Annotated in this window: 21 protein-coding genes and 1 other RNA gene; 15 read left to right on the top strand and 7 right to left on the bottom strand. The window is 65.9% G+C overall.

The annotated features are described in order from the left end of the window. Positions 1 to 6 precede the first annotated feature (6 nt). Both pdxA and rsmA read left to right on the top strand, forming a co-directional pair. Positions 7 to 1,014: a 4-hydroxythreonine-4-phosphate dehydrogenase PdxA gene (gene pdxA, locus V6B15_RS03225; RefSeq protein ID WP_334200003.1), complete on the top strand. Its 1,008-nt coding sequence runs from the start codon at positions 7 to 9 to the stop codon at positions 1,012 to 1,014. 51 nt (positions 1,015 to 1,065) lie between these two features. Beyond that, positions 1,066 to 1,917, top strand: coding sequence for a 16S rRNA (adenine(1518)-N(6)/adenine(1519)-N(6))-dimethyltransferase RsmA (gene rsmA, locus V6B15_RS03220; protein WP_334200002.1), 852 nt, complete (start codon positions 1,066 to 1,068; stop codon positions 1,915 to 1,917). Positions 1,918 to 1,978: 61 nt separating this feature from the next. Here rsmA and V6B15_RS03215 read toward each other — a convergent pair whose 3' ends face one another. Continuing rightward, positions 1,979 to 4,084 (bottom strand): malate synthase G, encoded by a 2,106-nt coding sequence (locus V6B15_RS03215; protein WP_334200001.1) that lies wholly within the window; start codon positions 4,082 to 4,084, stop codon positions 1,979 to 1,981. A 133-nt stretch (positions 4,085 to 4,217) separates the two neighbouring features. On the opposite strand from V6B15_RS03215, the gene V6B15_RS03210 reads away from it, so the two are divergent. From V6B15_RS03210 to V6B15_RS03195, 4 genes are all read left to right on the top strand, one after another. After that, positions 4,218 to 5,426 carry a hydrolase gene (locus tag V6B15_RS03210; RefSeq protein ID WP_334200000.1) on the top strand — a complete coding sequence of 403 codons (1,209 nt, stop codon included), beginning with the start codon at positions 4,218 to 4,220 and terminating at the stop codon, positions 5,424 to 5,426. Further along, positions 5,423 to 6,439, top strand: coding sequence for an arginine N-succinyltransferase (locus V6B15_RS03205; RefSeq protein ID WP_334199999.1), 1,017 nt, complete (start codon positions 5,423 to 5,425; stop codon positions 6,437 to 6,439). Before V6B15_RS03210 ends, V6B15_RS03205 begins: the two co-directional genes overlap by 4 nt. After that, entirely contained in the window at positions 6,436 to 7,689 is a 1,254-nt protein-coding gene (locus V6B15_RS03200; protein WP_334199998.1) for an N-succinylarginine dihydrolase, read from the top strand. The genes V6B15_RS03205 and V6B15_RS03200 overlap by 4 nt, the downstream gene beginning before the upstream one ends. Before the next feature lie 145 nt (positions 7,690 to 7,834). Then, positions 7,835 to 8,086, top strand: coding sequence for a hypothetical protein (locus V6B15_RS03195; RefSeq protein WP_334201317.1), 252 nt, complete (start codon positions 7,835 to 7,837; stop codon positions 8,084 to 8,086). Positions 8,087 to 8,153: 67 nt separating this feature from the next. On the opposite strand, the gene ssrA is transcribed toward V6B15_RS03195, so the two are convergent. Together ssrA and mscL are read right to left on the bottom strand one after the other, a co-directional pair. After that, positions 8,154 to 8,496, bottom strand: a transfer-messenger RNA (tmRNA) gene (ssrA, locus tag V6B15_RS03190). 77 nt (positions 8,497 to 8,573) lie between these two features. After that, positions 8,574 to 9,005 (bottom strand): large conductance mechanosensitive channel protein MscL, encoded by a 432-nt coding sequence (mscL, locus tag V6B15_RS03185; protein ID WP_334199997.1) that lies wholly within the window; start codon positions 9,003 to 9,005, stop codon positions 8,574 to 8,576. 138 nt (positions 9,006 to 9,143) lie between these two features. Here mscL and V6B15_RS03180 point away from each other — a divergent pair, with 138 nt between their 5' ends. The 5 genes from V6B15_RS03180 to V6B15_RS03160 are packed head-to-tail and all read left to right on the top strand — an operon-like array spanning position 9,144 to position 12,650. Next, the gene (locus V6B15_RS03180) at positions 9,144 to 9,767 is read left to right on the top strand and encodes a LemA family protein (protein WP_334199996.1); all 624 of its coding nucleotides are present in this window, start codon (positions 9,144 to 9,146) and stop codon (positions 9,765 to 9,767) included. An 11-nt stretch (positions 9,768 to 9,778) separates the two neighbouring features. Further along, positions 9,779 to 10,630 carry a TPM domain-containing protein gene (locus V6B15_RS03175; protein WP_334199995.1) on the top strand — a complete coding sequence of 284 codons (852 nt, stop codon included), beginning with the start codon at positions 9,779 to 9,781 and terminating at the stop codon, positions 10,628 to 10,630. Next, complete coding sequence (locus V6B15_RS03170) at positions 10,630 to 11,304, top strand: TPM domain-containing protein (RefSeq protein ID WP_334199994.1); 675 nt, start codon at positions 10,630 to 10,632, stop codon at positions 11,302 to 11,304. Before V6B15_RS03175 ends, V6B15_RS03170 begins: the two co-directional genes overlap by 1 nt. A 2-nt stretch (positions 11,305 to 11,306) precedes the next feature. After that, a complete protein-coding gene (locus tag V6B15_RS03165; protein WP_334199993.1) occupies positions 11,307 to 11,852 on the top strand; it encodes an NUDIX hydrolase in 546 nt (181 codons plus the stop codon). Positions 11,853 to 11,855: 3 nt separating this feature from the next. Then, a complete protein-coding gene (locus tag V6B15_RS03160; protein WP_334199992.1) occupies positions 11,856 to 12,650 on the top strand; it encodes an SDR family oxidoreductase in 795 nt (264 codons plus the stop codon). A gap of 104 nt (positions 12,651 to 12,754) precedes the next feature. Here V6B15_RS03160 and V6B15_RS03155 read toward each other — a convergent pair whose 3' ends face one another. Genes V6B15_RS03155 through V6B15_RS03145 form a run of 3 tightly spaced genes read right to left on the bottom strand, consistent with a single transcriptional unit; the run spans position 12,755 to position 13,250 of the window. Further along, entirely contained in the window at positions 12,755 to 12,976 is a 222-nt protein-coding gene (locus V6B15_RS03155) for a PspC domain-containing protein (protein ID WP_334199991.1), read from the bottom strand. After that, entirely contained in the window at positions 12,973 to 13,089 is a 117-nt protein-coding gene (locus tag V6B15_RS03150; RefSeq protein WP_253523250.1) for an enoyl-CoA hydratase, read from the bottom strand. The genes V6B15_RS03155 and V6B15_RS03150 overlap by 4 nt, the downstream gene beginning before the upstream one ends. Positions 13,090 to 13,130: 41 nt before the next feature. Further along, a complete protein-coding gene (locus tag V6B15_RS03145) occupies positions 13,131 to 13,250 on the bottom strand; it encodes a recombination protein F (RefSeq protein WP_334199990.1) in 120 nt (39 codons plus the stop codon). Between the two features lie 229 nt (positions 13,251 to 13,479). Here V6B15_RS03145 and recF point away from each other — a divergent pair, with 229 nt between their 5' ends. Further along, positions 13,480 to 14,559 carry a DNA replication/repair protein RecF gene (gene recF, locus V6B15_RS03140; RefSeq protein ID WP_334199989.1) on the top strand — a complete coding sequence of 360 codons (1,080 nt, stop codon included), beginning with the start codon at positions 13,480 to 13,482 and terminating at the stop codon, positions 14,557 to 14,559. On the opposite strand, the gene V6B15_RS03135 is transcribed toward recF, so the two are convergent. After that, positions 14,556 to 15,260: an arylesterase gene (locus tag V6B15_RS03135; RefSeq protein ID WP_334199988.1), complete on the bottom strand. Its 705-nt coding sequence runs from the start codon at positions 15,258 to 15,260 to the stop codon at positions 14,556 to 14,558. The two genes, recF and V6B15_RS03135, sit on opposite strands and share 4 nt — an antisense overlap. Positions 15,261 to 15,307: 47 nt before the next feature. Between V6B15_RS03135 and V6B15_RS03130 the strand changes: the two genes are divergently transcribed. The 3 genes from V6B15_RS03130 (at position 15,308) to V6B15_RS03120 (ending at position 19,364) form a co-directional block, all read left to right on the top strand. After that, positions 15,308 to 15,997 carry an ABC transporter ATP-binding protein gene (locus V6B15_RS03130; protein ID WP_334199987.1) on the top strand — a complete coding sequence of 230 codons (690 nt, stop codon included), beginning with the start codon at positions 15,308 to 15,310 and terminating at the stop codon, positions 15,995 to 15,997. After that, positions 15,994 to 18,501, top strand: coding sequence for an ABC transporter permease (locus tag V6B15_RS03125; RefSeq protein WP_334199986.1), 2,508 nt, complete (start codon positions 15,994 to 15,996; stop codon positions 18,499 to 18,501). Before V6B15_RS03130 ends, V6B15_RS03125 begins: the two co-directional genes overlap by 4 nt. Before the next feature lie 62 nt (positions 18,502 to 18,563). Beyond that, on the top strand, positions 18,564 to 19,364 hold the full coding sequence (locus tag V6B15_RS03120) for a hypothetical protein (protein WP_334199985.1): 801 nt from the start codon (positions 18,564 to 18,566) through the stop codon (positions 19,362 to 19,364). Positions 19,365 to 19,455: the final 91 nt, after the last annotated feature.

The raw sequence follows: 19,455 nt of genomic DNA, 5'->3' as shown, positions 1-19,455 counted from the left end.
CAGGCCGTGGCTCCCCTCGCCGTATCCCTTGGCGATCCGGCGGGGATCGGGCCCGAAATTATTGCCGAAAGCTGGGCGCGACGTTCCGAGACGGGGCTCGCGCCCTTTTTCGTGGTCGGCGGCGCGCGCGTGCTCGAAGCCGCGGCACAGGCGCGCGGGCTTGAACTGAGGGTCGAACGGATCGCCGAACCGGCGGACGCCGCGGCGGTCTTTGCCCGCGCATTGCCGGTCCTGGGCAGCAACGATGGCGAGTACCGCCCCGGCGCCCCCGATGCCGACGGGGCGCGGCTGGCACTGCATTCGCTGATCGAAGCGACCGCGCTGGCGCGGGACGGGCGCGCGGCCGCGGTTGTCACCGCTCCCATTGCCAAGGGCGAACTGGCCAAGGTCGGGTTCGACTTTCCCGGCCAGACTGAATTCCTCGCCGCCGCCTGCGAGCGGGACCCCGACGACGCGGTAATGATGCTCGCCGGGCCGAGCCTGCGCGCGGTACCGCTGACCGTGCATTGCGCGCTGGCCGAGGTTGCCTCGCTGCTGACGCAGGACCTGATCGAGCGCCGTGCGCGCATCGTCCACGCCGCGCTGCGCCGCGATTTCGGGATCGCCGCGCCGCGGCTGGCGGTGTGCGGGCTCAATCCGCATGCGGGCGAAGGCGGCCGCTTCGGCGACGAGGAGGTGCGGATCATCGAACCCGCGATCGCGGCGCTGCGCGCGGCGGGCCTGTCGGTCAGCGGTCCCCACCCCGCCGATGCGCTGTTTACCCCGCGCGCGCGCCAGACCTATGACGCCGCGCTGGCCATGTATCACGACCAGGCGCTGGTTCCGCTAAAGGCGCTCGATTTCGACGAAGGGGTCAATGTCACGCTCGGCCTGCCGCTGGTGCGCACTAGCCCCGATCACGGCACTGCCTTCGATATTGCCGGACGGCGCATCGCCGATCCGGGCGCGATGATTGCGGCGCTGAAAATGGCCGGCGACATGGCCGCGCGGCGCGCCGGGCATAGCCGCATCTGAAGCCTGGACCGGATCGCTTCGCTTCGCGCGCAATGACTGTATAGGACGCCCGTGCCCTCACCCGACCTCCCTCCCTTGCGCGAAGTGATCGCCCGCCATGGCCTCAGCGCATCGAAAGCGCTGGGGCAGAACTTCCTGTTCGACGAACAATTGCTCGACCGGATCGCTGCGGTGCCCGGCGATCTTTCGGGCAAGCCGGTGCTCGAGGTGGGCCCCGGTCCCGGCGGGCTGACGCGCGCCCTGTTGCGCGCCGGCGCCCGCGTGACCGCGATCGAGATGGACCGCCGCTGCCTGCCCGCGCTGGCCGAGCTGGAAGACGCCTTCCCGGACCAGTTGCGCGTCATCGAGGGCGATGCGCTCAAGCTCGATCATGCCGAGCTGATGGGCGGAGAACCCTTCGCCGTGCTGTCCAACCTGCCCTATAATGTCGGCACCGCGCTGTTCGTGCGCTGGCTGGCCGGGGCGAAGGGCAGCGAGAATGCATGGCCGCCGCTGTGGACCAGCCTGACGCTGATGTTCCAGCAGGAAGTCGCCCAGCGCATCGTCGCGCAGCCCGGCGGCTCGGCCTATGGCCGGCTTGCGGTGCTGGCGCAGTGGCGCAGCCATGCGAAGCTGGCGATGAAGGTCCACCGCAGCGCCTTTACTCCGCCACCCAAGGTGATGAGCGCGATCGTCCATGTCGAACCCGGCACCATGCCCGAAGGCGTGTCCGCGCGAATGCTCGAACGTCTGACCGAAGCCGCCTTCGGCCAGCGCCGCAAGATGCTGCGCCAGAGCCTCAAGGGAGTGCCCGGCGCGGTCGCCGCGCTGGAGCAGCTGGGCATCGATTCGCAGCGCCGCGCCGAGACGGTAACGGTCGGCGAATTCGTGACCCTCGCGCGCGCACTCACCGCAGAACGCTAAGGCCCCACGAAAAAGCCCCGCTGGTCGGCGGGGCTTCTCCTTCGATCGCGATTGGCTGTGGTCAGCCCTGCGCTTTTTTCTCGCGCCGCCAGGCGTGCAGCAGCGGTTCGGTGTAACCGCTGGGCTGTTCGACGCCTTTGAGGATCAGGTCCTTGGCCGCGCTGAAAGCGGCGCCGTCCTCGTTCTCCAGCAGCGGCTGGTAGAAGGGATCGCCCGCATTCTGCTCGTCGACCTTGGCCGCCATGCGGCGCAGGCTGTCCATCACCTGCTCTTCGGAGATGACGCCGTGCAGCAACCAGTTGGCGATATGCTGGCTGGAAATGCGCAGCGTGGCGCGGTCTTCCATCAGGCCAATGTCGTTGATGTCGGGGACCTTGGAGCAACCGACGCCGGCATCGATCCAGCGCACGACATAGCCGAGCAGGCCCTGGCAATTGTTGTCGAGCTCGGCGCGGATTTCCTCTTCCGACCAGTTCACGCCGTCCGCCAGCGGGATGGCGAGCAGTTCGTCGAGCTTCGCCGCATCGGGCAGGCCCTTCTGAATCTCGAACACGTCCTCGCGGTGATAATGGATCGCGTGCAGCGTCGCGGCGGTCGGGCTCGGCACCCAGGCGGTGTTCGCCCCGGCGCGAAGATGGCCGATCTTGTCGATCATCATCTGCCCCATCAGGTCGGGCGCCGCCCACATGCCCTTGCCGATCTGCGCGCGCCCCGACAGGCCATGCGCGAGGCCGATGCCGACATTGCGCGCCTCATAGGCCTTGAGCCAGGCCGAGTTCTTCATCTCGCCCTTGCGCATCATCGGACCCGCACGCATCGAGGTGTGGATCTCGTCACCCGTGCGGTCGAGGAAGCCGGTGTTGATGAAGACGATGCGGTCCTTCACCGCGTGGATGCAGGCGGCGAGATTGGCCGATGTGCGGCGTTCCTCGTCCATCACGCCGACCTTGATCGTGTGGCGCGGCAGGCCGAGCAAATCTTCCACCGCGTCGAACAGGTCGTTGGTGAAGGCGCATTCCTCGGGCCCGTGCATCTTGGGCTTCACGATATAGATGCTGCCGCAGCGCGAATTGCCGTATTTGCCGAGGCCCGCGACGTCCTGCGCGCCGATCGCCGAGGTGACCACCGCATCGAGAATGCCTTCGGGGATTTCCTTGCCGTCCCAGCGCATCGCCGGGTTGGTCATCAGATGGCCGACATTGCGCACGAACATCAGGCTGCGTCCGGGCAGGCTGTGTTCGCCGCCGTCGCTGTCGGTGTAAGTCTTGTCACCCACCAGCTTGCGAGTGAGCGTGTTGCCGCCCTTCTCGAAGCTTTCCTCCAGATCGCCGCGGATCACGCCGAGCCAGTTGCGATAGGCGGTGAGCTTGTCTTCGGCATCGACCGCCGCGACCGAATCCTCGCAATCGGCAATCGTGGTCAATGCGGATTCGAGCACGATGTCGGCGATGTTGGCAGGGTCGGTGCTGCCGACCGGATGCGCGGCATCGAACACCACTTCGATATGCAGGCCGTTATGGCGGAAGAAGCATGAGGTCTCGTTCCAGCCGAGGCATTGCGCCGGATCGGCCAGCGGAATGCCGTTCTCCTTCACATCGGCAAGATCGGCCCATTTGCGGCCATCGGCCAGGGGAACCGTCTCGTCCATGAAGCGCTTGGCCTCGGCGACCACGGCGGCACCGCGCAGTTCGTCATAACCGCCCGGCTGGGCCGGCGGCGCGTCGAGGGCATCGGTGCCGTAGAAGGCATCGTAGAGGCTGCCCCAGCGCGCATTGGCGGCGTTGAGCAGGAAGCGGGCATTGAGGATCGGCACCACCAGTTGCGGCCCCGCCATGGTGGCAATCTCGGGATCGACATTCCCGGTGCCGATGGTGAAGTCGCCGGGTTCGGGGACGAGGTAGCCGATATCTTCAAGGAAGCTGCGATAGGCCGCGGCATCATGCGGCTGGCCCGCGCGCTCGCCATGCCACGCGTCGATCTTGGCCTGCAAATCCTCGCGTTTGGCGAGCAGCGCGGCATTGCGCGGGGCGAACCTGCCCAGCAAATCCGTGAAACCCTGCCAGAAGGCATCGGCGTCGCGGCCCAGCGGGCCCAGCACTTCGGTATCGATGAAAGCGGCAAGCTGCGGATCGGTTTCGATTCCGGCGCGCGTTACATATTCGGTCATGGAACTCCTCGGGGGGTATGAAAAACTGGCGATGTCGAACCCGGGGAGGAGCACCACGGTCTATGCCGTCAGCGGTTGATCAATGCAAGGCACGGGGTGGACTCGGCTAACCGCAGGATTAAGGACGTTGCGCATGAAACCGGATATGCCCGCTCAAGCCCTCCTCGACGCGATCGACGCCGATACGATGCTGGGCCAGGTGCAGGCCTGGGCCGCCATCAACACGGGGACCGCCAATATCGCCGGGCTGGCAAAGATGGCAAGTGTGCTCTCCGATGCCTTCAGCACGCTCCCCGGCGAGATCGAGCTGGTCGAACCCGCGACGGTCACGGCAATCTCCGCCGAAGGGCAGGAGTTCGAAAAACCGCATGGCCGGCACATGGTGTTGCGCGTGCGTCCCGAGGCGGAACGCCGCTTCGTGCTGACCGGACATATGGACACGGTGTTCCCCGCCGATCACCCGTTCCAGGATACCGTCTGGCTCGACGACGAGACGATCAACGGCCCCGGCACTGCCGACATGAAAGGCGGGCTCAACGTCATCCTCCACTCGCTCACGACCTTTGAGGGGATCGAAGGGTCGCAGCGCGTGGGTTACGACGTAATGATCAATTCGGACGAGGAAACCGGCAGCCTCGCCAGCCGCGCGCTGATCGAGGAACTGGCGCGGGGGAAATATGCCGCGCTCACCTATGAGCCCAGCGCGCTGCCCGACGGCACGCTGGCGCATGCGCGCGGCGGGACGGGCAATTATTCGATTACCTTCACGGGCAAGTCTGCGCATGCCGGGCGCAATCCGCAGGACGGGCGCAATGCGATCGTCGCGGCAAGCGACCTGGTGTTGCGGATCAAGGCGCTCGAAGCGGAGGACATCACCGTGAATCCGGCCAAGATCGAGGGCGGCAGCGCCAACAATGTCGTCCCCGACCTTGCCGTGCTGCGGTTCAATATCCGCCCCAAGTCGACCGACGCGATGAGCCGTTTCGAGGCTGAGCTGGAGGCGCTGATCACGCAGGTCGCCGCGCAGCACGACGTCGGTGTCCATCGCCATGGCGGCGTCACGCGGCCACCCAAGCCGGTCGATGCCAAGGCACAGCGCCTGTTCGACCTGGTCAAGGCCTGCGGTGCCGAGCTGGGCCAGCAGATCGGCTGGAAAAGCACCGGCGGCGTATGCGATGGCAACAATATCGCCGCCACCGGCGTACCGGTGGTCGATACGCTCGGCGTCCGCGGCGGGGCGATCCACTCACCCGACGAATTCATGATCGTGCCAAGCCTTCGCGAGCGCGCCGCGCTGTCCGCGCTCGTGCTCGCCAAGCTTTCCACCGGAGACCATCTGTGACCTTCCGCCTGCGCGCCGCGCATATCACCGACCTCGAACATCTCTACGAGATGGCCAAGCTGACCGGTGGTGGCTTTACCAATCTGCCCGCCGACCGCGAGGCGCTGACACGCAAGCTCGAACGGGCCGAGCAAGCCTTTGCCCGGACCAATGACGATCTGGGCGACGACCAGTTCACCCTGGTGCTAGAAAACACCGAGACCGGCCAGGTGCGCGGCACCTGCCAGCTATTCAGCCAGGTCGGGCAGCAATGGCCGTTCTACAGCTACCGGCTCAACACGCTGACCCAGCACAGCCGCGAACTCGACCGCACCGTACGCGCCGAACTGCTCAGCCTCGTCACCGATCTCGAAGGCTCCTCCGAAGTGGGCGGATTGTTCCTCCACCCGGGCGAACGCGCGGGCGGGCTCGGCCTGCTGCTCGCGCGCAGCCGCTATCTCTTCGTCGCGATGCACCGCAGCCGCTTTGCCGATCGCATCATCGCCGAATTGCGCGGCGTGATCGACGACCGCGGCGGTTCGCCCTTCTGGGACGGCGTCGCTGGCCGCTTCTTCGGAATGACCTTCCAGGAAGCCGACTATTTCAATGCGATCAACGGCAACCAGTTCATCGCCGATCTGATGCCCAAGCACCCGGTCTATGTCGCCATGCTCGACGAGGAGGCGAAGAAGGTCATCGGCGTGCCCCACCCGAGCGGCCGCGCCGCGATGCGGATGCTGGAAAACGAAGGCTTCGCCGCCGAGGGCTATGTCGACATCTTCGATGGCGGCCCGACTATGCTGGCGCGGACCGACCAGGTTCGCAGCATCCGCCAGGCGCAGCCGGGCAAGGTCGCCGCAACCGATCTCGATATCGGGGAGCGCGCGCTGATCGCCACCGGCACGCTCGACACTTTCCGCAGCGCCTATGGTATGCGCGAAATCGCCGAGGACGGGTCGATATCGATCGATACGATCTGCGCCGAAGCGCTTGGGGTTGGCGTTGGCGACGAAGTGTGGAGCGTGGCGCGATGAGCGGGCTGGTCGAAATCAATTTCGACGGGATCGTCGGCCCGACCCACAATTACGCAGGCCTCAGTCCCGGCAATATCGCCAGCGCGAGCCATCGCGGCGATGCGTCCTTTCCGCGCGCGGCGGCGCTGCAGGGCGTGGCCAAGATGCGCCGCAATATGGAGCGCGGACTGGCGCAGGGTTTTTTGCTGCCGCTGCCGCGCCCGAACCCCGCGCTGCTGCGCGACCTTGCCATCGGCCCCGATACCGATCGCGCGCTGGTGGCGGCGGCGTGGTCGGCGAGCGCGATGTGGACTGCCAATGCGGCGACCGTCAGCCCCGCGCCCGATACGGCCGACGGGCGCTGCCACCTGACCCCCGCCAATCTCGTCACAATGGCCCACCGCGCCCAGGAATGGCGCGACACGCAGGCGCAATTGAAGATCGCCTTTGGCGATACGCGGCATTTCGAAGTGCATGATGCGATCCCGCCCAGCTTCGGCGACGAGGGCGCGGCCAATCACATGCGGCTGTGCGACAGCCACGACGCCCCCGGGGTCGAAGTATTCGTCTATGGCCGCCCCGGCGGACGCTTTCCCGCGCGCCAGCATGAACAGGCCAGCCGGGCGGTCGCGCGCCTCCACGGCCTCGATCCCGCGCGCTGCGTATTCGTCGAGCAGAACCCCGCGGCGGTCGCGGCGGGGGCGTTCCATAACGATGTCGTCGCAGTGGCGAACCAGAACGTGCTGTTCACGCATGAACTCGCCTTCGCCGATCGCAAGGACGCCTACGAGGCGATATTCGCCGCCTTCCCCCGCATCCACGTGGTCGAAGTTCCCGCGAGCGCAGTCAGCCTCGAAGAGGCGATCCGGACCTATCTGTTCAACGCCCAGCTGCTGACGCTGCCGAGCGGGGAGATGGCGCTGGTGGTGCCGAGCGAATGCCAGGACAGCGCGAGCGTCTGGGCATGGTGCGAAAGCATGCTAGCCTCGAACGGCCCGATCCGCCATGTCATTCCGGTCGATGTGCGCCAGTCGATGGCCAATGGCGGCGGCCCCGCCTGTCTGCGGCTGCGCGTGGTGGCCGATCCGGCCACGGTCGATGCGCGGTTCCTGCTCGACGATATGAAGGCGCAGCGAATCGAATCGGTCATCGCAGCCCACTGGCCCGCGCGGATCGAACCCGAGCAGGTCGGCTCGGGCGAACTCGCCAAGGTCGTGATCGAAGCGCGTGAAGCGCTGCTTTCCGTGCTTTCGCTGGACGAACTCGCCTGAACGACGCCCCCTGCGTTAAGACACTGGACCGCCGCGTCGGGCGCTTTTACACTCCACGCAATATTAACCACTGTACATCGCAGTAACGCGCCGGTGGCACGTGGCTTGCAGGTGTAAAGGGTTAAGGGTGGAGGCCAAAGCGAGCGTGTTCGGGAAGATGAAGCGGCTGTTTGTGATCAAGACGCGTCTTGAGGCGTTTCTGATCATCTTCGCGCTTGCCCTCGGCGCGATGACACGCGGCGCGCATTACACGGTCGAATATCCCGGATGGGGCGGCTATCTGCTGTTCACGGCAACCGCGGGCGCGGTGTTCCTCGGCGGGGCGAAGATCCTGGACGCGCTGCGGTACGAGCGCGAGGCCAAGGCGGCCGCGGAGCGCGATCCGGCCGCAGACTGAGCGTCCGGCTGCCAAGCAAATTTGGAAGAAGGTGGGGGTTTCTGTTGCTAGCTACCCCCGGAGCCCCGGAATCCGCTTCTGTTGCCCGGTGGGTCCAACCGCGCTTTAGCTTTGTAAATTCAGGCCGTTAGGCCATCAAATTACGCTGCGAGAGCGAGTGCTTCGTTATCGTTGGCACTTGTGTGTTGTGAACATTTTTACGGGGTACTCAGCCCGAGCAAAACCACTGCCTTTCAGCACACGTCGATCCTAGTTCGGCCCCGTCATAATCCGCCATTTCAGCGGTTTGTGGTGGAGCCGCCGGGTACTGCCCCCGGGTCCGTTGTACCTATTACACAGCGCCATTTATCGCCATATCCCGCCGAAACGGGCAGGACCCATATAGGCCCTGCCGGCTTAATGTGAAGTGTATGCAGCCACATACCCGCCAGATGCGGGACGGGCCGTAGCCCTCCCCCCGCACCGCGGGCGGGCAGGCGCGGCAATTTTACTTCTTCAGCGCGTCGCGGATTTCGGTCAGCAGCTCGATCTCGGTCGGACCGGCGGGTGCCGCCGCTTCTTCCTTCTCCTCGAACTCGGCCATCACCTTCTTGGCATAGCGCACCAGCAGGAAGATGATGAACGCCAGGATCACGAAGTTGATAATCGCGGTGATGAAGGCGCCGTAACCGATCATCGCCGCGCCTGCTTCCTTGAGCGCGGCATAGTCGGTGAGCGACCCTTCATAGCCTTCCGGCGTGGTGAGGAGGATGAAATAGCTGGAGAAATCCGCCCCGCCGAACAGCGCGCCGACGACCGGCATGATAACCTCGTCGGTTAGCGATGCGACAATCGTACCGAAAGCGCCGGCGATGATGACCGCCACGGCGAGATCGATCACGTTGCCCTTGGCGATAAAATCCTTGAAATCTTTTAACATGCGGCAGTTCCTGTTTACCATCGTAATCGTGAGGCTTTCTGCCACTGACACCGCGGGACGACAAGATCGCGTTAATCTTGAAAGGTCGGAAAGGTGTGCTATCTAGACAAGACACGTTTACCACACGAGGGATTTTTCATGAACCGCTTGGCTGCTTTTCGCACCTCTATCGTCGCTGCCGCCGCGCTGGCCCTGTCGGCCTGTGGGATCAACTCGGTGCCCGCGGCCGAGGAGACCGCGAAGGCGAAATGGGCCGATGTCGAGGCCGCGTTCCAGGAACGCGCCAACCTCGTGCCCAATCTCGAGCAGATCGTGCTGAGCTCGGCCGAGCAGGAACGCGACACGCTCGAGGCAGTGGTGCAGGCGCGTGCTTCGGCAACGCGTCCCGAAATCCAGATCGATGGCGACGATCTCGGCGATGCGGAGAAGATGGCGCAGTACCAGGAAGCGCAGAACACCTTCGGCGGCGCGCTCTCGCGGCTGATGGCCAATGTCGAAGCCTATCCCGAACTGCGCAGCCAGGAAAACTTCGGCCGCTTCATGACCCAGATTGAAGGCCAGGAAAACCGCATCCGCGTCGCGATCCGCGACTATAACGAGGCGGTCCGCCAGTATAACACCACCATCCGCACCTTCCCCGACACGATCGGCGCGAACATCATCCACGGTGCGGAACCGATGGTGCCCTACCAGGCAGTCACCGAAGGCGCCGAAACCGCGCCCGAGCTGAACATGCGCTCGGATAGCGACGCCGCGAACTGAGCGGCGCTGCGATGCGCACACTCCTCGCCCGCCTCATTCTGCCGCTGGCGGCAGGGCTTGGCCTCCTCGGAGGCCTGGCCCTGCCCGCCGCCGCGCAGAACTTCCCCGAGCGCGGCACCGCGCCGGTGGTCGATGCCGCGAACATCATCGACGATGCCACCGAAGCGGCACTGACTGCCAAGCTCGATGCTTTCGAGGAAGCAAACCAGCGGCAGTTCGTGATCCTCACCGTGCCTGATCTCGAAGGTTACGACATTGCCGACTACAGCTATCGGCTGGGCCGCGAATGGGCGCTTGGCGATGCCGAGCGCAATGACGGCATCATCCTCGTCGTCGCGCCCAACGAGCGCAAGATGCGGGTCGAGGTGGGCTATGGCCTCGAAGGGGTGATCCCCGACGGGCTGGCCTTCGAATATGTCGAGGGGATGAAGCCCTTCTTCCGCGAGGGCGATTATTCGGGCGGCATCGCCTGGGGCGCCGACCAGATCATCACCCAGCTCGAACTGCCGCCCGAAGAAGCCGCGCGCGTGGCGCAGGAGCGAACGGCAGAGCGCGACAGCGAAGGCGGCTTTCCCGTGGGCGCGCTGATCTGGCTCGGGTTCATATTTTTCTTTTTCATTCTGCCGATGTTCCGCGGCGGACGCAGCCGGCGCTATCGCCGCGGCGGCGTTGGCGGGGTCGTGGGCGACATCATCCTGTGGGAAGCCGGCAAGGCGATTGCCCGCGGCGTCGGCGGCGACGACTGGGGTGGCGGCGGCGGCTGGGGCGACGGTGGCGGCTTCGGCGGCGGCGGTGGTTTCGGCGGCGGCTTTTCCGGCGGCGGTGGCAGTTTCGGGGGCGGCGGCGCCTCCGGGGGGTGGTAATGGGCTATCTTTCGCAAGCCGATCACACGATCGTATCCGATGCGGTCGCGCAGGCCGAGCTCACCACCAGCGGCGAAATCGTCACCGTGCTGGCCGACCGGAGCGACGAGTACAACGACGTCGTGCTGGTCTGGGCGGCGGCGCTCGCCTTTTCGGCAATGAGCCTTTTCGCGATGATCCCCCAGCCCTTCATGGATCTGTGGGACGCGCTGGTCGGCGGCTGGACGCATGAATGGACCACCGGCGAACTGGCGAGCATGACGATTGCGCTGGGGCTGGTCGCCTTCGTGATCGGCTGGCTGCTGGTGAGCTGGGACCCGCTGCGCTTCATGCTGACGCCGGGCCCGGTGAAGACCGCGCGCACGCATGCCCGTGCGATCAAGCATTTCAAGGTCGGCGCCGAACGGCGCACGCATGGGCGCACCGGCGTGCTGCTCTACCTCTCGATGCGCGAACACCGCGCGGAAATCGTCGCCGACCAGCCAATCGCCGCAATCGTCCCGGCGGAGGTCTGGGGCGAGGCGATGGCGGACATGCTGGCCGAGATCAAACAGGGCCATATCGCCGAAGGGCTGGCCGCGGGCGTACGCGATGTCGGTCAGGTGCTGTCCGAGCATTTCCCGCGCAGCGAGGATGACGAAAACGAATTGCCCGACCGCCTGATCGAGGTCTGACCATGTCGGTCCCCGACCATGATGCGGACGAGCAGATCGTCTGGCAGGGCAAGTACATCACCGCGAAGAAACGTGGGCGGTGGGAATATGTCGGCCGCCCGCGCAGTATCCGCGCGGCGGTGATCCTGGCGGTCGACGAGTACGACCATGTCCTGCTGGTCGAACAATACCGCGTGCCGCTGGGCTGTCCCTGTATCGAACTGCCCGCCGGGCTGATCGGCGACGAGGACGATCTCGCCGAGGAAGACCCGCTGGTCGCCGCCGGGCGCGAGCTCGAGGAGGAAACCGGCTACCGCGCCGCCATTCTCGAAGACCAGGGCTGTTTCTGGTCCTCACCCGGGATGGTCAGCGAAAGCTTCACCCTCGTCCGCGCGCGCCAGCTGACCAAAGTCGGCCAAGGCGGCGGCGTGGCGGGAGAGAACATCACCGTACACCGCGTTGCGCTGGCCGACATCCAGAGCTTTATCGCCGCCAAGCGCGCCGATGGTTGCGGGATCGACGTGCGCATGCTCTTGCTGCTGGGACAGGGATTACTGGCAGGAGAGTGAGAGATGGCGAAGGAACGCGAGCCGCGGTGCGCGGGTAAGCTGGCGCTGATAACGGGCGCGGCGCAGGGCCTGGGGCGCGCGCATGCCACCCGGCTGGCCGAAGAAGGCGCGCGCGTGCTGTGCACCGACATCAATGGCGACGGCGCGGCGGAAACCGCTTCGCTGATCAACGAGCAGTTGGGTTCCGGCACCGCCTTTGCCATCCAGCACGACGTTACCGATCCGCAGGCCTGGGAAGCCGCGGTAGAGGCAGCGCGCGACCAGATGGGCGGGCTCAACGTGCTGGTCAACAACGCCGGGATCGGGGTGGCGGGCAATATCGAGACCTGCGACTTCGACGACTGGAAGCGCTGTTTTGCGATCAATGTCGATTCGATCTTTCACGGTTGCCAGAAGGCGCTGCCGCTGATGCGCGAACACGCGCCGGGGTCGATCGTGAACATTTCGAGCATTGCGGGGCTGATCGCGAGCGATACGATGCCCGCCTATAACGCCAGCAAGGCTTCGGTGTGGATGCTGAGCAAGTCGATCGCGCTGCATTGCGCCAAGAAGAACATGCAGATCCGCTGCAATTCGATCCATCCGACCTTCGTCGATACGCCGATCCTCGACGGCACCGCGAAGAACCACAATATCGAAAAGGGTGTCCTGCTCGAGAAGCTGGCGCGGCAGATCCCGCTCAAGTTCGTGGGCGAACCCAACGATATCGCCAATGCGGTGGTCTATCTGGCGAGCGATGAAAGCCGCTTCATGACCGGCGCGGAGCTCAAGCTCGACGGCGGCATTTCGGCGATGTGACCCGGGGGCCGGAATCAAGAGAGGGGCCAGATGGCCCCTCCCGGTTTTCTCTGTTTTGAGCCACGACCGGCACGAAAACCGGGTCGGTTGGCGCGAGGCCGTGGTCAGTCGGCGATCAGTCCGATCGCGAGGTAGATCAGGATGAAGCTGCCGAAACCGAGCAGCGTTCCTGCGACGAACCCGATGCGGACCCAGGTGACGTCGATGCCGAAGTAGCGGGCGATGCCGGAGCAGACGCCCATCAGCTTGCCGCCTGTGCGATCGAGCGCGAAGCTCTTGCTGGGCCGGACGGCGCGTTCCTCATTGCGGTGCTTCAGCTGGCTCATACGATCACTCCATTGGGCGAGGCCGGGAGGATAGCCGTGGCGAAGGCCACTGCCGAGAGGACGAGCGAGAAGGCAGCTGCGAAGAGCTTGTTGCCGTTTTCCGAGTTGAACATAATTCCTTTCCTTTCGATGCGAGAGTGCGTGATCGGGGCGATCAGGCGATGAAGCCGGTGGGGCTGGCGGGGACGATCGCAGCGGCCATGAAGACGGCCGAGATGCTGAGAGCGAAGATGGCGGCGAGAGCGCGACTGCTGGCGTTTTCGAAGGTGTTCATTGTGGTTCTCCTGATCCTTGGTTTGTTTGGCCCCGGACCATCCGGGATACCCCAATGATTGCAACGGGTGTGCCAAACTGGAAAAAACCGCAGATTTCCGCCATTTCTTGCTGAACAGCCCGACCCCGATCCGTTCATCAATCCGAAAGGTTGGGAAATTTCCCCAACTGTTGGATATGCGCCTTTCGAGTAGCGGGGTCCGCGTGCCCGCGCTATCGCCAGCCGACCCATGGCGCTCGACCGCATCTCACTCATCGACTTCCGCAACCACGCCGCGACCGAGCTGGGCGAAACCGCGCAGTTCAACCTGCTGGTGGGCGAAAACGGAGCGGGCAAGACCAATATCCTCGAGGCGCTCTCGCTGCTTGCACCCGGACGCGGGCTGCGGCGCGCCGCGCTCGGCGACATGATGCGTAGCGACAGCAGCACAGGCTTTCGCGTCGCCGCTGACCTGCGGCAAGACGATGGTCCGGTGCGCCTCGGTACTTATATGGACAGCGCCAATCCGGGCCGACGCCGGGTGCGGATCAATGGCGCGGAAAGCAGCGCGACGGGGCTCGGCGAATGGCTGGCGGTCACCTGGCTGACGCCCGCGATGGACGGCCTGTTCACCGGGCCGGCCGGCGATCGGCGGCGGTATATGGACCGTCTGGCGCTGGCGCTCGATCCCGCGCATGCCAGCCATGCGGCCCGCTATGAAGCGGCCTTGCGCGAACGCAACCGCCTGCTGGCCGACCGGCGCGAACCCGAAAGCGGCTGGCTCGATGCGATCGAGGCGCAGATGGTCCCGCATGGCGCAGCACTGATGCGCGGCCGCGCGCGGCTGGTCGAAACGCTGGCGGTGCGGCTTGCCGAAATGCCCGCCGAACCCTTCGCGCGCCCCGCCCTTACCTATGCACCCGGCGCGCCCGACCATGCCGACGGGCTGTCGCAGGCGCTGTTCGACAATCGCGCGCGCGACCGCGCGGCACAGCGCACGCTGGCGGGTCCGCATCGCGACGAGCTGGAGGTGGTCCATGCCGCCAAGCGGGTGCCAGCCGCGCAAAGCTCGACCGGCGAACAGAAGGCCATGCTGGTGGCGATCACCCTTGCCCATGCGGGCCTGGCCGCGCAGGGGCGCGCCGGACTGCTGCTGCTCGACGAGGTCGCCGCGCATCTCGACCCGGTCCGCCGCGCGGCGCTGTTCGAGCAATTGCGCGGCAGCGGCGCGCAAGTGTGGATGACAGGCACCGAGGCCGCGCCCTTCAGCACGATCGCCGATGAAGCCGCCGTATGGCGCGTCGGCGCGGGCGCGGTCGAACGCGTCTAGGAAGCAGGCGGCAGCGCGGCTTCGACGTCATCCACCGTATCATCGACCAGCGCCGCGATCCCCGCCGCGGTCGGGTGGATGCGATCGGGCAGGAACATGCTGCGGTCTTCATAGACGCTGTCGAGCCAGAACGGCACCAGCGCCGCGTCATATTGCTCCGCCAACTCGCCATAGAGGCTGTCGAACTGCTGCTGGTACTCGCTGCCGTAATTGGGCGGCGAGCGCATCCCCATCACCAGCACCGGGATGCCGCGCGTGCGCAGTTCCTCGAGCATGGCGGCGAAATTGGCACGGGTCTGCTCGGGTTGGATCCCGCGCAGCATGTCGTTGCCGCCCAGTTCGAGGATGACGAGGTCGGGCGGGGTGGCTTGCGCATCGAGCGTAAAGGCGAGCCGCTGGCGCCCCGCCGCGCTGGTGTCGCCCGAAACGCCCGCATCGACCACGCGCGCATTGATGCCGCGCTCGCGCAGCCCCGCCTCGAGCTGTTCGGGATAGCCCTGCTGTTCTTCCAGCCCGTAGCCCGCAAACAGGCTGTCGCCGAACGCAAGGATGCGGCGTTCGGGGCCCTCCACCACCACATCCGTGGCAGGCGCCGACACTGCGTCCCGCGCAGGCCCCGGTGCTTCGGCAACCTCGTCCGCACTGCCGCAGGCGGCCAGCCCGAAGGCGAGGAGCATGATCGACAAAGGCCCGAGACGCATCGGCGAGATTCCTTGTGCAACACTGGGCCGCATGCCATCGCAGCAAGGTGACCAACTCTCAAGCCGCGATTTCCGCCCGCAACCTCACCCTCACCCTCGGCACCAGCGAAGCGCCGGTCGAGATCCTGCGCGGGATCGACCTCGATATCGCGCGCGGATCGACCGTGGCGCTGCTCGGCCCCTCGGGCTCGGGGAAGAGCTCGCTGATGGCCGTGCTCTCGGGCCTCGAACGCGCCAGCGGCGGCACGCTGCAGGTGGCGGGAGAGGATTTCGCCGCAATGGACGAGGACGCGCTGGCGCATGCCCGCCGCGGGCGGATCGGGATCGTGCTGCAGGCGTTCCACCTGTTGCCGACCATGACTGCGGTCGAAAACGTCGCCACGCCGATGGAGCTGGCGGGCGAAAGCGATGCGCAGGCGCGCGCGCGGGCCGAACTCGAAGCGGTCGGGCTCGGCCACCGGCTCGACCATTATCCGCAGCAACTATCGGGCGGCGAGCAGCAGCGCGTGGCGATCGCCCGCGCCACCGCCGCGCGACCCGACCTGATCTTCGCCGACGAACCGACCGGCAATCTCGATGTCGCCACGGGCCATGAAATCGTCGAGCTGCTGTTCGCACGGCGCGCCGAAACCGGGGCCACGCTGCTGGTGATCACGCACGACCCCGAACTCGCCGACCATTGCGAGCGCGTGCTGCAACTCGCCGACGGACGCATCGCCAGCGACACCGCCGCATGAGTTGGGCAACCGCCTGGCGCATTGCGCGGCGCGATCTCAATGCGCGTTTCCGGGGCCTACGCCTGCTGCTGGTCTGCCTGTTCCTCGGCACTGGCGCACTGGCCGCGATCGGGTCGCTGACCGCCGCGATCGAGGGCGAGATCGAGGCCAATGGCCGCGAATATCTCGGCGGGGACCTGCAGGTGGAATTGTGGCAGCGTTCGCTCGACGAGACCGAACGCGCCGCGCTGGAGGAGTATGGCGAGGTATCCGCGGGCACGCGGATGCAGGCAATGGCGCGCTACGACGACCAGGCCGCCCCAATCGAACTGAAGGCGATCGATGCAGCCTACCCGCTCTATGGCACGCTGACGCTGGCCGATGGCCGCGCGGTCGGTGCCCCCGCCCCTGACGAGGCGTGGCTGTCGCAGGGTGCGGCGGACCGGCTGGGCGTGGCTCCGGGCGACAGTATCGCTATCGGGACCGAGACGCTTCGGGTGGGCGGGATCATCGCCGACGAGCCCGACCGGCTGGGCGAAGGGTTCCAGCTGGGCCCGACCATCATCGTCGCCGAGGAACTGCCCGCGCGCGCCGGGCTGATCGCGCCCGGTTCGATGTACCAGTCCAAAACCCGCGTCCGCTTCGCGCAGGCGCGCGATGCCGCGGATGTCGAAGAAGCGCTGGAAGACCGCTTTCCCGAAGCCGGGTTCGATATCGACATTGCCGACCGCGCCGCACCGGGGACCGACCGCTTCGTCGACCGGATGAGCGAATTTCTCACGCTGGTCGGCCTCGCCGCGCTGGTAATCGCAGGCATCGGTATCGGCGGCGGGGTGACTTCCTATCTCGATGCACGGCGGCAGGGCATCGCCACGCTCAAGATCCTTGGCGCGTCGAGCGGTGACATCGCGCGTATCTATGCGCTGCAGATCGTCGCTGCCGCGCTCGTCGGGAGCCTTGCGGGGATCGCCGTGGGAGTGGCTGCCGTGCCGCTGCTCGCGCGCGCACTCGAAGGGCTATTGCCCGTATCGAGCGGGGTCGTGATCGATCCCGGCGCGCTGCTGCTCGCGCTTGCCTACGGCATGCTGGTGGCGCTGGTCTTCGCCGCCCCCCCGCTGCTGCGCGCGCGCCAATTCCCCGCCATGGCGCTGATGCGCGCACGCGTCGCGCCGCTCGCCCGCGATCCGCAGGCCCTCCTGCTGGTCGGCGGCGGACTGGCCGCAATCGTCGCGCTGGCGCTGCTGACTGCCGAGAACCCGCTGCTGTCGGGCGGCTTCCTTGGCGGGGTGGCGGCGGTGCTGGGCCTGCTCGCACTGCTGGGCTGGGGCATCCGCAAGGTCGCCGCATCGCTCCCGCGCCCGCAAAGCCCGGTCGCGCGCAATGCGCTGGCAAACCTCCACCGGCCCGGCTCATCGACCGGCGCGCTGGTCACCGCGCTCGGCTTCGGACTTGCCGCCTTCGTGCTGCTGGCCGCCGTGCAGAGCGCAATCGACGGCAATATCGCCAAGCGCGTACCCGACCGCGCGCCCGACTATTTCGTGCTCGATATCCCGCGCGACCAGGTGACCGAGTTCGAGACATTGGTGCGCGAGGCCGATCCCGATGCCAACTGGCGCACCGTCCCCGCGCTGCGCGGCGCAGTGCTCGCCTTCGGCCCCGAGGGGGCGATGACCCGTACATCCACGCTGGAGGACATACCCGACGGAGCCTGGGCGCTACGGGGCGAACGCGGGCTGACTTATGCCGATCACTTGCCCGAGGGCAACGAACTGACCGAGGGCGAATGGTGGGGGCCGTTCTACGGCGGCGAACCGCTGGTTTCGATCGATGCCGATTTCGCCGAGGCCGCCGGGCTGGAAGTGGGCGACATGCTGACCTTCGGCATCCTCGGGGTCGAACGCACCGCGCGGATCGCCAGCCTGCGCCGGATCGACTGGGAAAGCCTGGGCTTCAACTATGTCTTCGTACTCAGCCCCAATGCGATCAGCGATGCGCCGCACAATCTGGCCGCGACCGTCGAACTGAGCCCCGGCACGCCCACGGGCCCACTGCTCCAGGCGCTGGTCGCGGCGTTGCCCTCGGCTTCGGTGATCGAAGTCGGCGGGGTGCTCGAACAGGCGCGCACGATCCTCGAACAGGTCGGGCTGGCCACGCTCGCCGCGGCCAGCGTCGCGGTCCTGGCGGGCCTTGCGGTGCTGCTGGGCGCGATTGCCGCCGCGCGCGCAGCGCGGACCTACGATACGGTGGTCCTGCGCGTGCTGGGCGCCGACCGGCGACAGATCCTGCTGATGCAGCTTATCGAATACAGCGCGCTTGCCGCCGCGCTTGCGCTGGTCGCGCTGGGCATCGGAAGCCTGGCCGCATGGCTGGTGGTCACGCAATTGTTCGAATTCGACTGGCTGCCAGACTGGAGCGTGGTGCTCGCCGTGCTGGGTCTTGGCATTGGCGTGGTGCTGGCCTTCGCGCTGGGCGCCTCGCTGCCGCTGCTGCGCGCCAAGCCTGCCCAAGCATTGCGCGCGCTCTAGGCGGCGGCGATGAATTGGTGTCTTATTCCTGCTCAAAAGCGAGCAATTAACAGAGGCGCTCAATGTCTGTCGATCTCGATGCACTATTTGCGGTTCCGGAAAGAACGGCCCGCTTTGGCAGGGAAGCATTGGATGAGCTCGATGCCATTCTCGGGGATTACTTTGCTCTCACACCGTATGAACGAGTCGAAGAGCCAGACCCTGAGAGTGGCGGAAAATTCATCAAATATGTCCAGCGCATCCCCTTTCCATCCAACAAGGTCGACAGAAAGGGAACAGAGGCCCTGTTGCGGCTCAAGGATGCCTTTGACCAGATGGCGTGGGCGAGCGCCCGAGCACTCGATTCCAAGATCAAGGACACCGATACGGTCTACTTCCCGTGGGCTGACAGCGCCGAGGGTGTCAAAGCCCGGCTCTCCGGAAAGAGTGGCAAGATTCCGCCAGAACTGTGGCCGACATACCTTCGGCTCAAGCCGCATTGCACTGGTCAAACTCCCCCTACCGGCGACGACGCATGCCGAATTTTGGCCAATGTAGCCAACCGGAAGCACTCCATCAGTCTTTCGATCGATGTTCAAAAGACCCAATGGAGCGCTCCCGGCCCTGTCGTGTGCAAAGGAGTTGGTGACACAATCGACTTAACGCCAGACATTCGGAGGAAGTCGAAAAAAGGTGAGATAGTGGTCGCCTTAGTGCCCACGGAAACGGAGTTTCAGAACGGTGACAACCTCACAGTTCACATAACCTTTAACAAGCCCAACCCGCTTCATCGCGCCAATGCCCCGCTCCTTTTGCGCGCTTTCTCGGCAAAGGCGAAGGGCTGCCTCAAAGTCATTAAAAAGGACGTCGCAAAGCTGATTTAGGACAGAGGCGCTCAATCAGCACCCCAATCCGCTTGGGTATGCGCGGTTTAATCGCCCCAAAAGAAAAGGGGGCCCGCAGGCCCCCTTCCCT

Source organism: Qipengyuania sp. Mu-71 (genome assembly GCF_036867055.1).
GTDB classification, from domain to species: domain Bacteria; phylum Pseudomonadota; class Alphaproteobacteria; order Sphingomonadales; family Sphingomonadaceae; genus Qipengyuania; species Qipengyuania profunda.
The sequence above is the reverse complement of the archived record's forward strand: the minus strand, read 5'-3'. Positions and strand labels throughout refer to the sequence as shown.

What these genes read in the sequence shown, in the direction of transcription:
- V6B15_RS03135 (WP_334199988.1), bottom strand. Translation starts at nt 15,260, where the DNA reads ATGCGTCTCGGGCCTTTGTCGATCATGCTCCTCGCCTTCGGGCTGGCC.
- V6B15_RS03145 (WP_334199990.1), bottom strand. Translation starts at nt 13,250, where the DNA reads ATGAACACCTTCGAAAACGCCAGCAGTCGCGCTCTCGCCGCCATCTTC.
- V6B15_RS03210 (WP_334200000.1), top strand. Translation starts at nt 4,218, where the DNA reads ATGAAACCGGATATGCCCGCTCAAGCCCTCCTCGACGCGATCGACGCC.
- V6B15_RS03215 (WP_334200001.1), bottom strand. Translation starts at nt 4,084, where the DNA reads ATGACCGAATATGTAACGCGCGCCGGAATCGAAACCGATCCGCAGCTT.
- V6B15_RS03165 (WP_334199993.1), top strand. Translation starts at nt 11,307, where the DNA reads ATGTCGGTCCCCGACCATGATGCGGACGAGCAGATCGTCTGGCAGGGC.
- V6B15_RS03120 (WP_334199985.1), top strand. Translation starts at nt 18,564, where the DNA reads ATGTCTGTCGATCTCGATGCACTATTTGCGGTTCCGGAAAGAACGGCC.
- recF (WP_334199989.1), top strand. Translation starts at nt 13,480, where the DNA reads ATGGCGCTCGACCGCATCTCACTCATCGACTTCCGCAACCACGCCGCG.
- V6B15_RS03175 (WP_334199995.1), top strand. Translation starts at nt 9,779, where the DNA reads ATGCGCACACTCCTCGCCCGCCTCATTCTGCCGCTGGCGGCAGGGCTT.
- V6B15_RS03150 (WP_253523250.1), bottom strand. Translation starts at nt 13,089, where the DNA reads ATGTTCAACTCGGAAAACGGCAACAAGCTCTTCGCAGCTGCCTTCTCG.
- V6B15_RS03200 (WP_334199998.1), top strand. Translation starts at nt 6,436, where the DNA reads ATGAGCGGGCTGGTCGAAATCAATTTCGACGGGATCGTCGGCCCGACC.
- V6B15_RS03155 (WP_334199991.1), bottom strand. Translation starts at nt 12,976, where the DNA reads ATGAGCCAGCTGAAGCACCGCAATGAGGAACGCGCCGTCCGGCCCAGC.
- V6B15_RS03160 (WP_334199992.1), top strand. Translation starts at nt 11,856, where the DNA reads ATGGCGAAGGAACGCGAGCCGCGGTGCGCGGGTAAGCTGGCGCTGATA.
- V6B15_RS03180 (WP_334199996.1), top strand. Translation starts at nt 9,144, where the DNA reads ATGAACCGCTTGGCTGCTTTTCGCACCTCTATCGTCGCTGCCGCCGCG.
- mscL (WP_334199997.1), bottom strand. Translation starts at nt 9,005, where the DNA reads ATGTTAAAAGATTTCAAGGATTTTATCGCCAAGGGCAACGTGATCGAT.
- V6B15_RS03170 (WP_334199994.1), top strand. Translation starts at nt 10,630, where the DNA reads ATGGGCTATCTTTCGCAAGCCGATCACACGATCGTATCCGATGCGGTC.
- V6B15_RS03125 (WP_334199986.1), top strand. Translation starts at nt 15,994, where the DNA reads ATGAGTTGGGCAACCGCCTGGCGCATTGCGCGGCGCGATCTCAATGCG.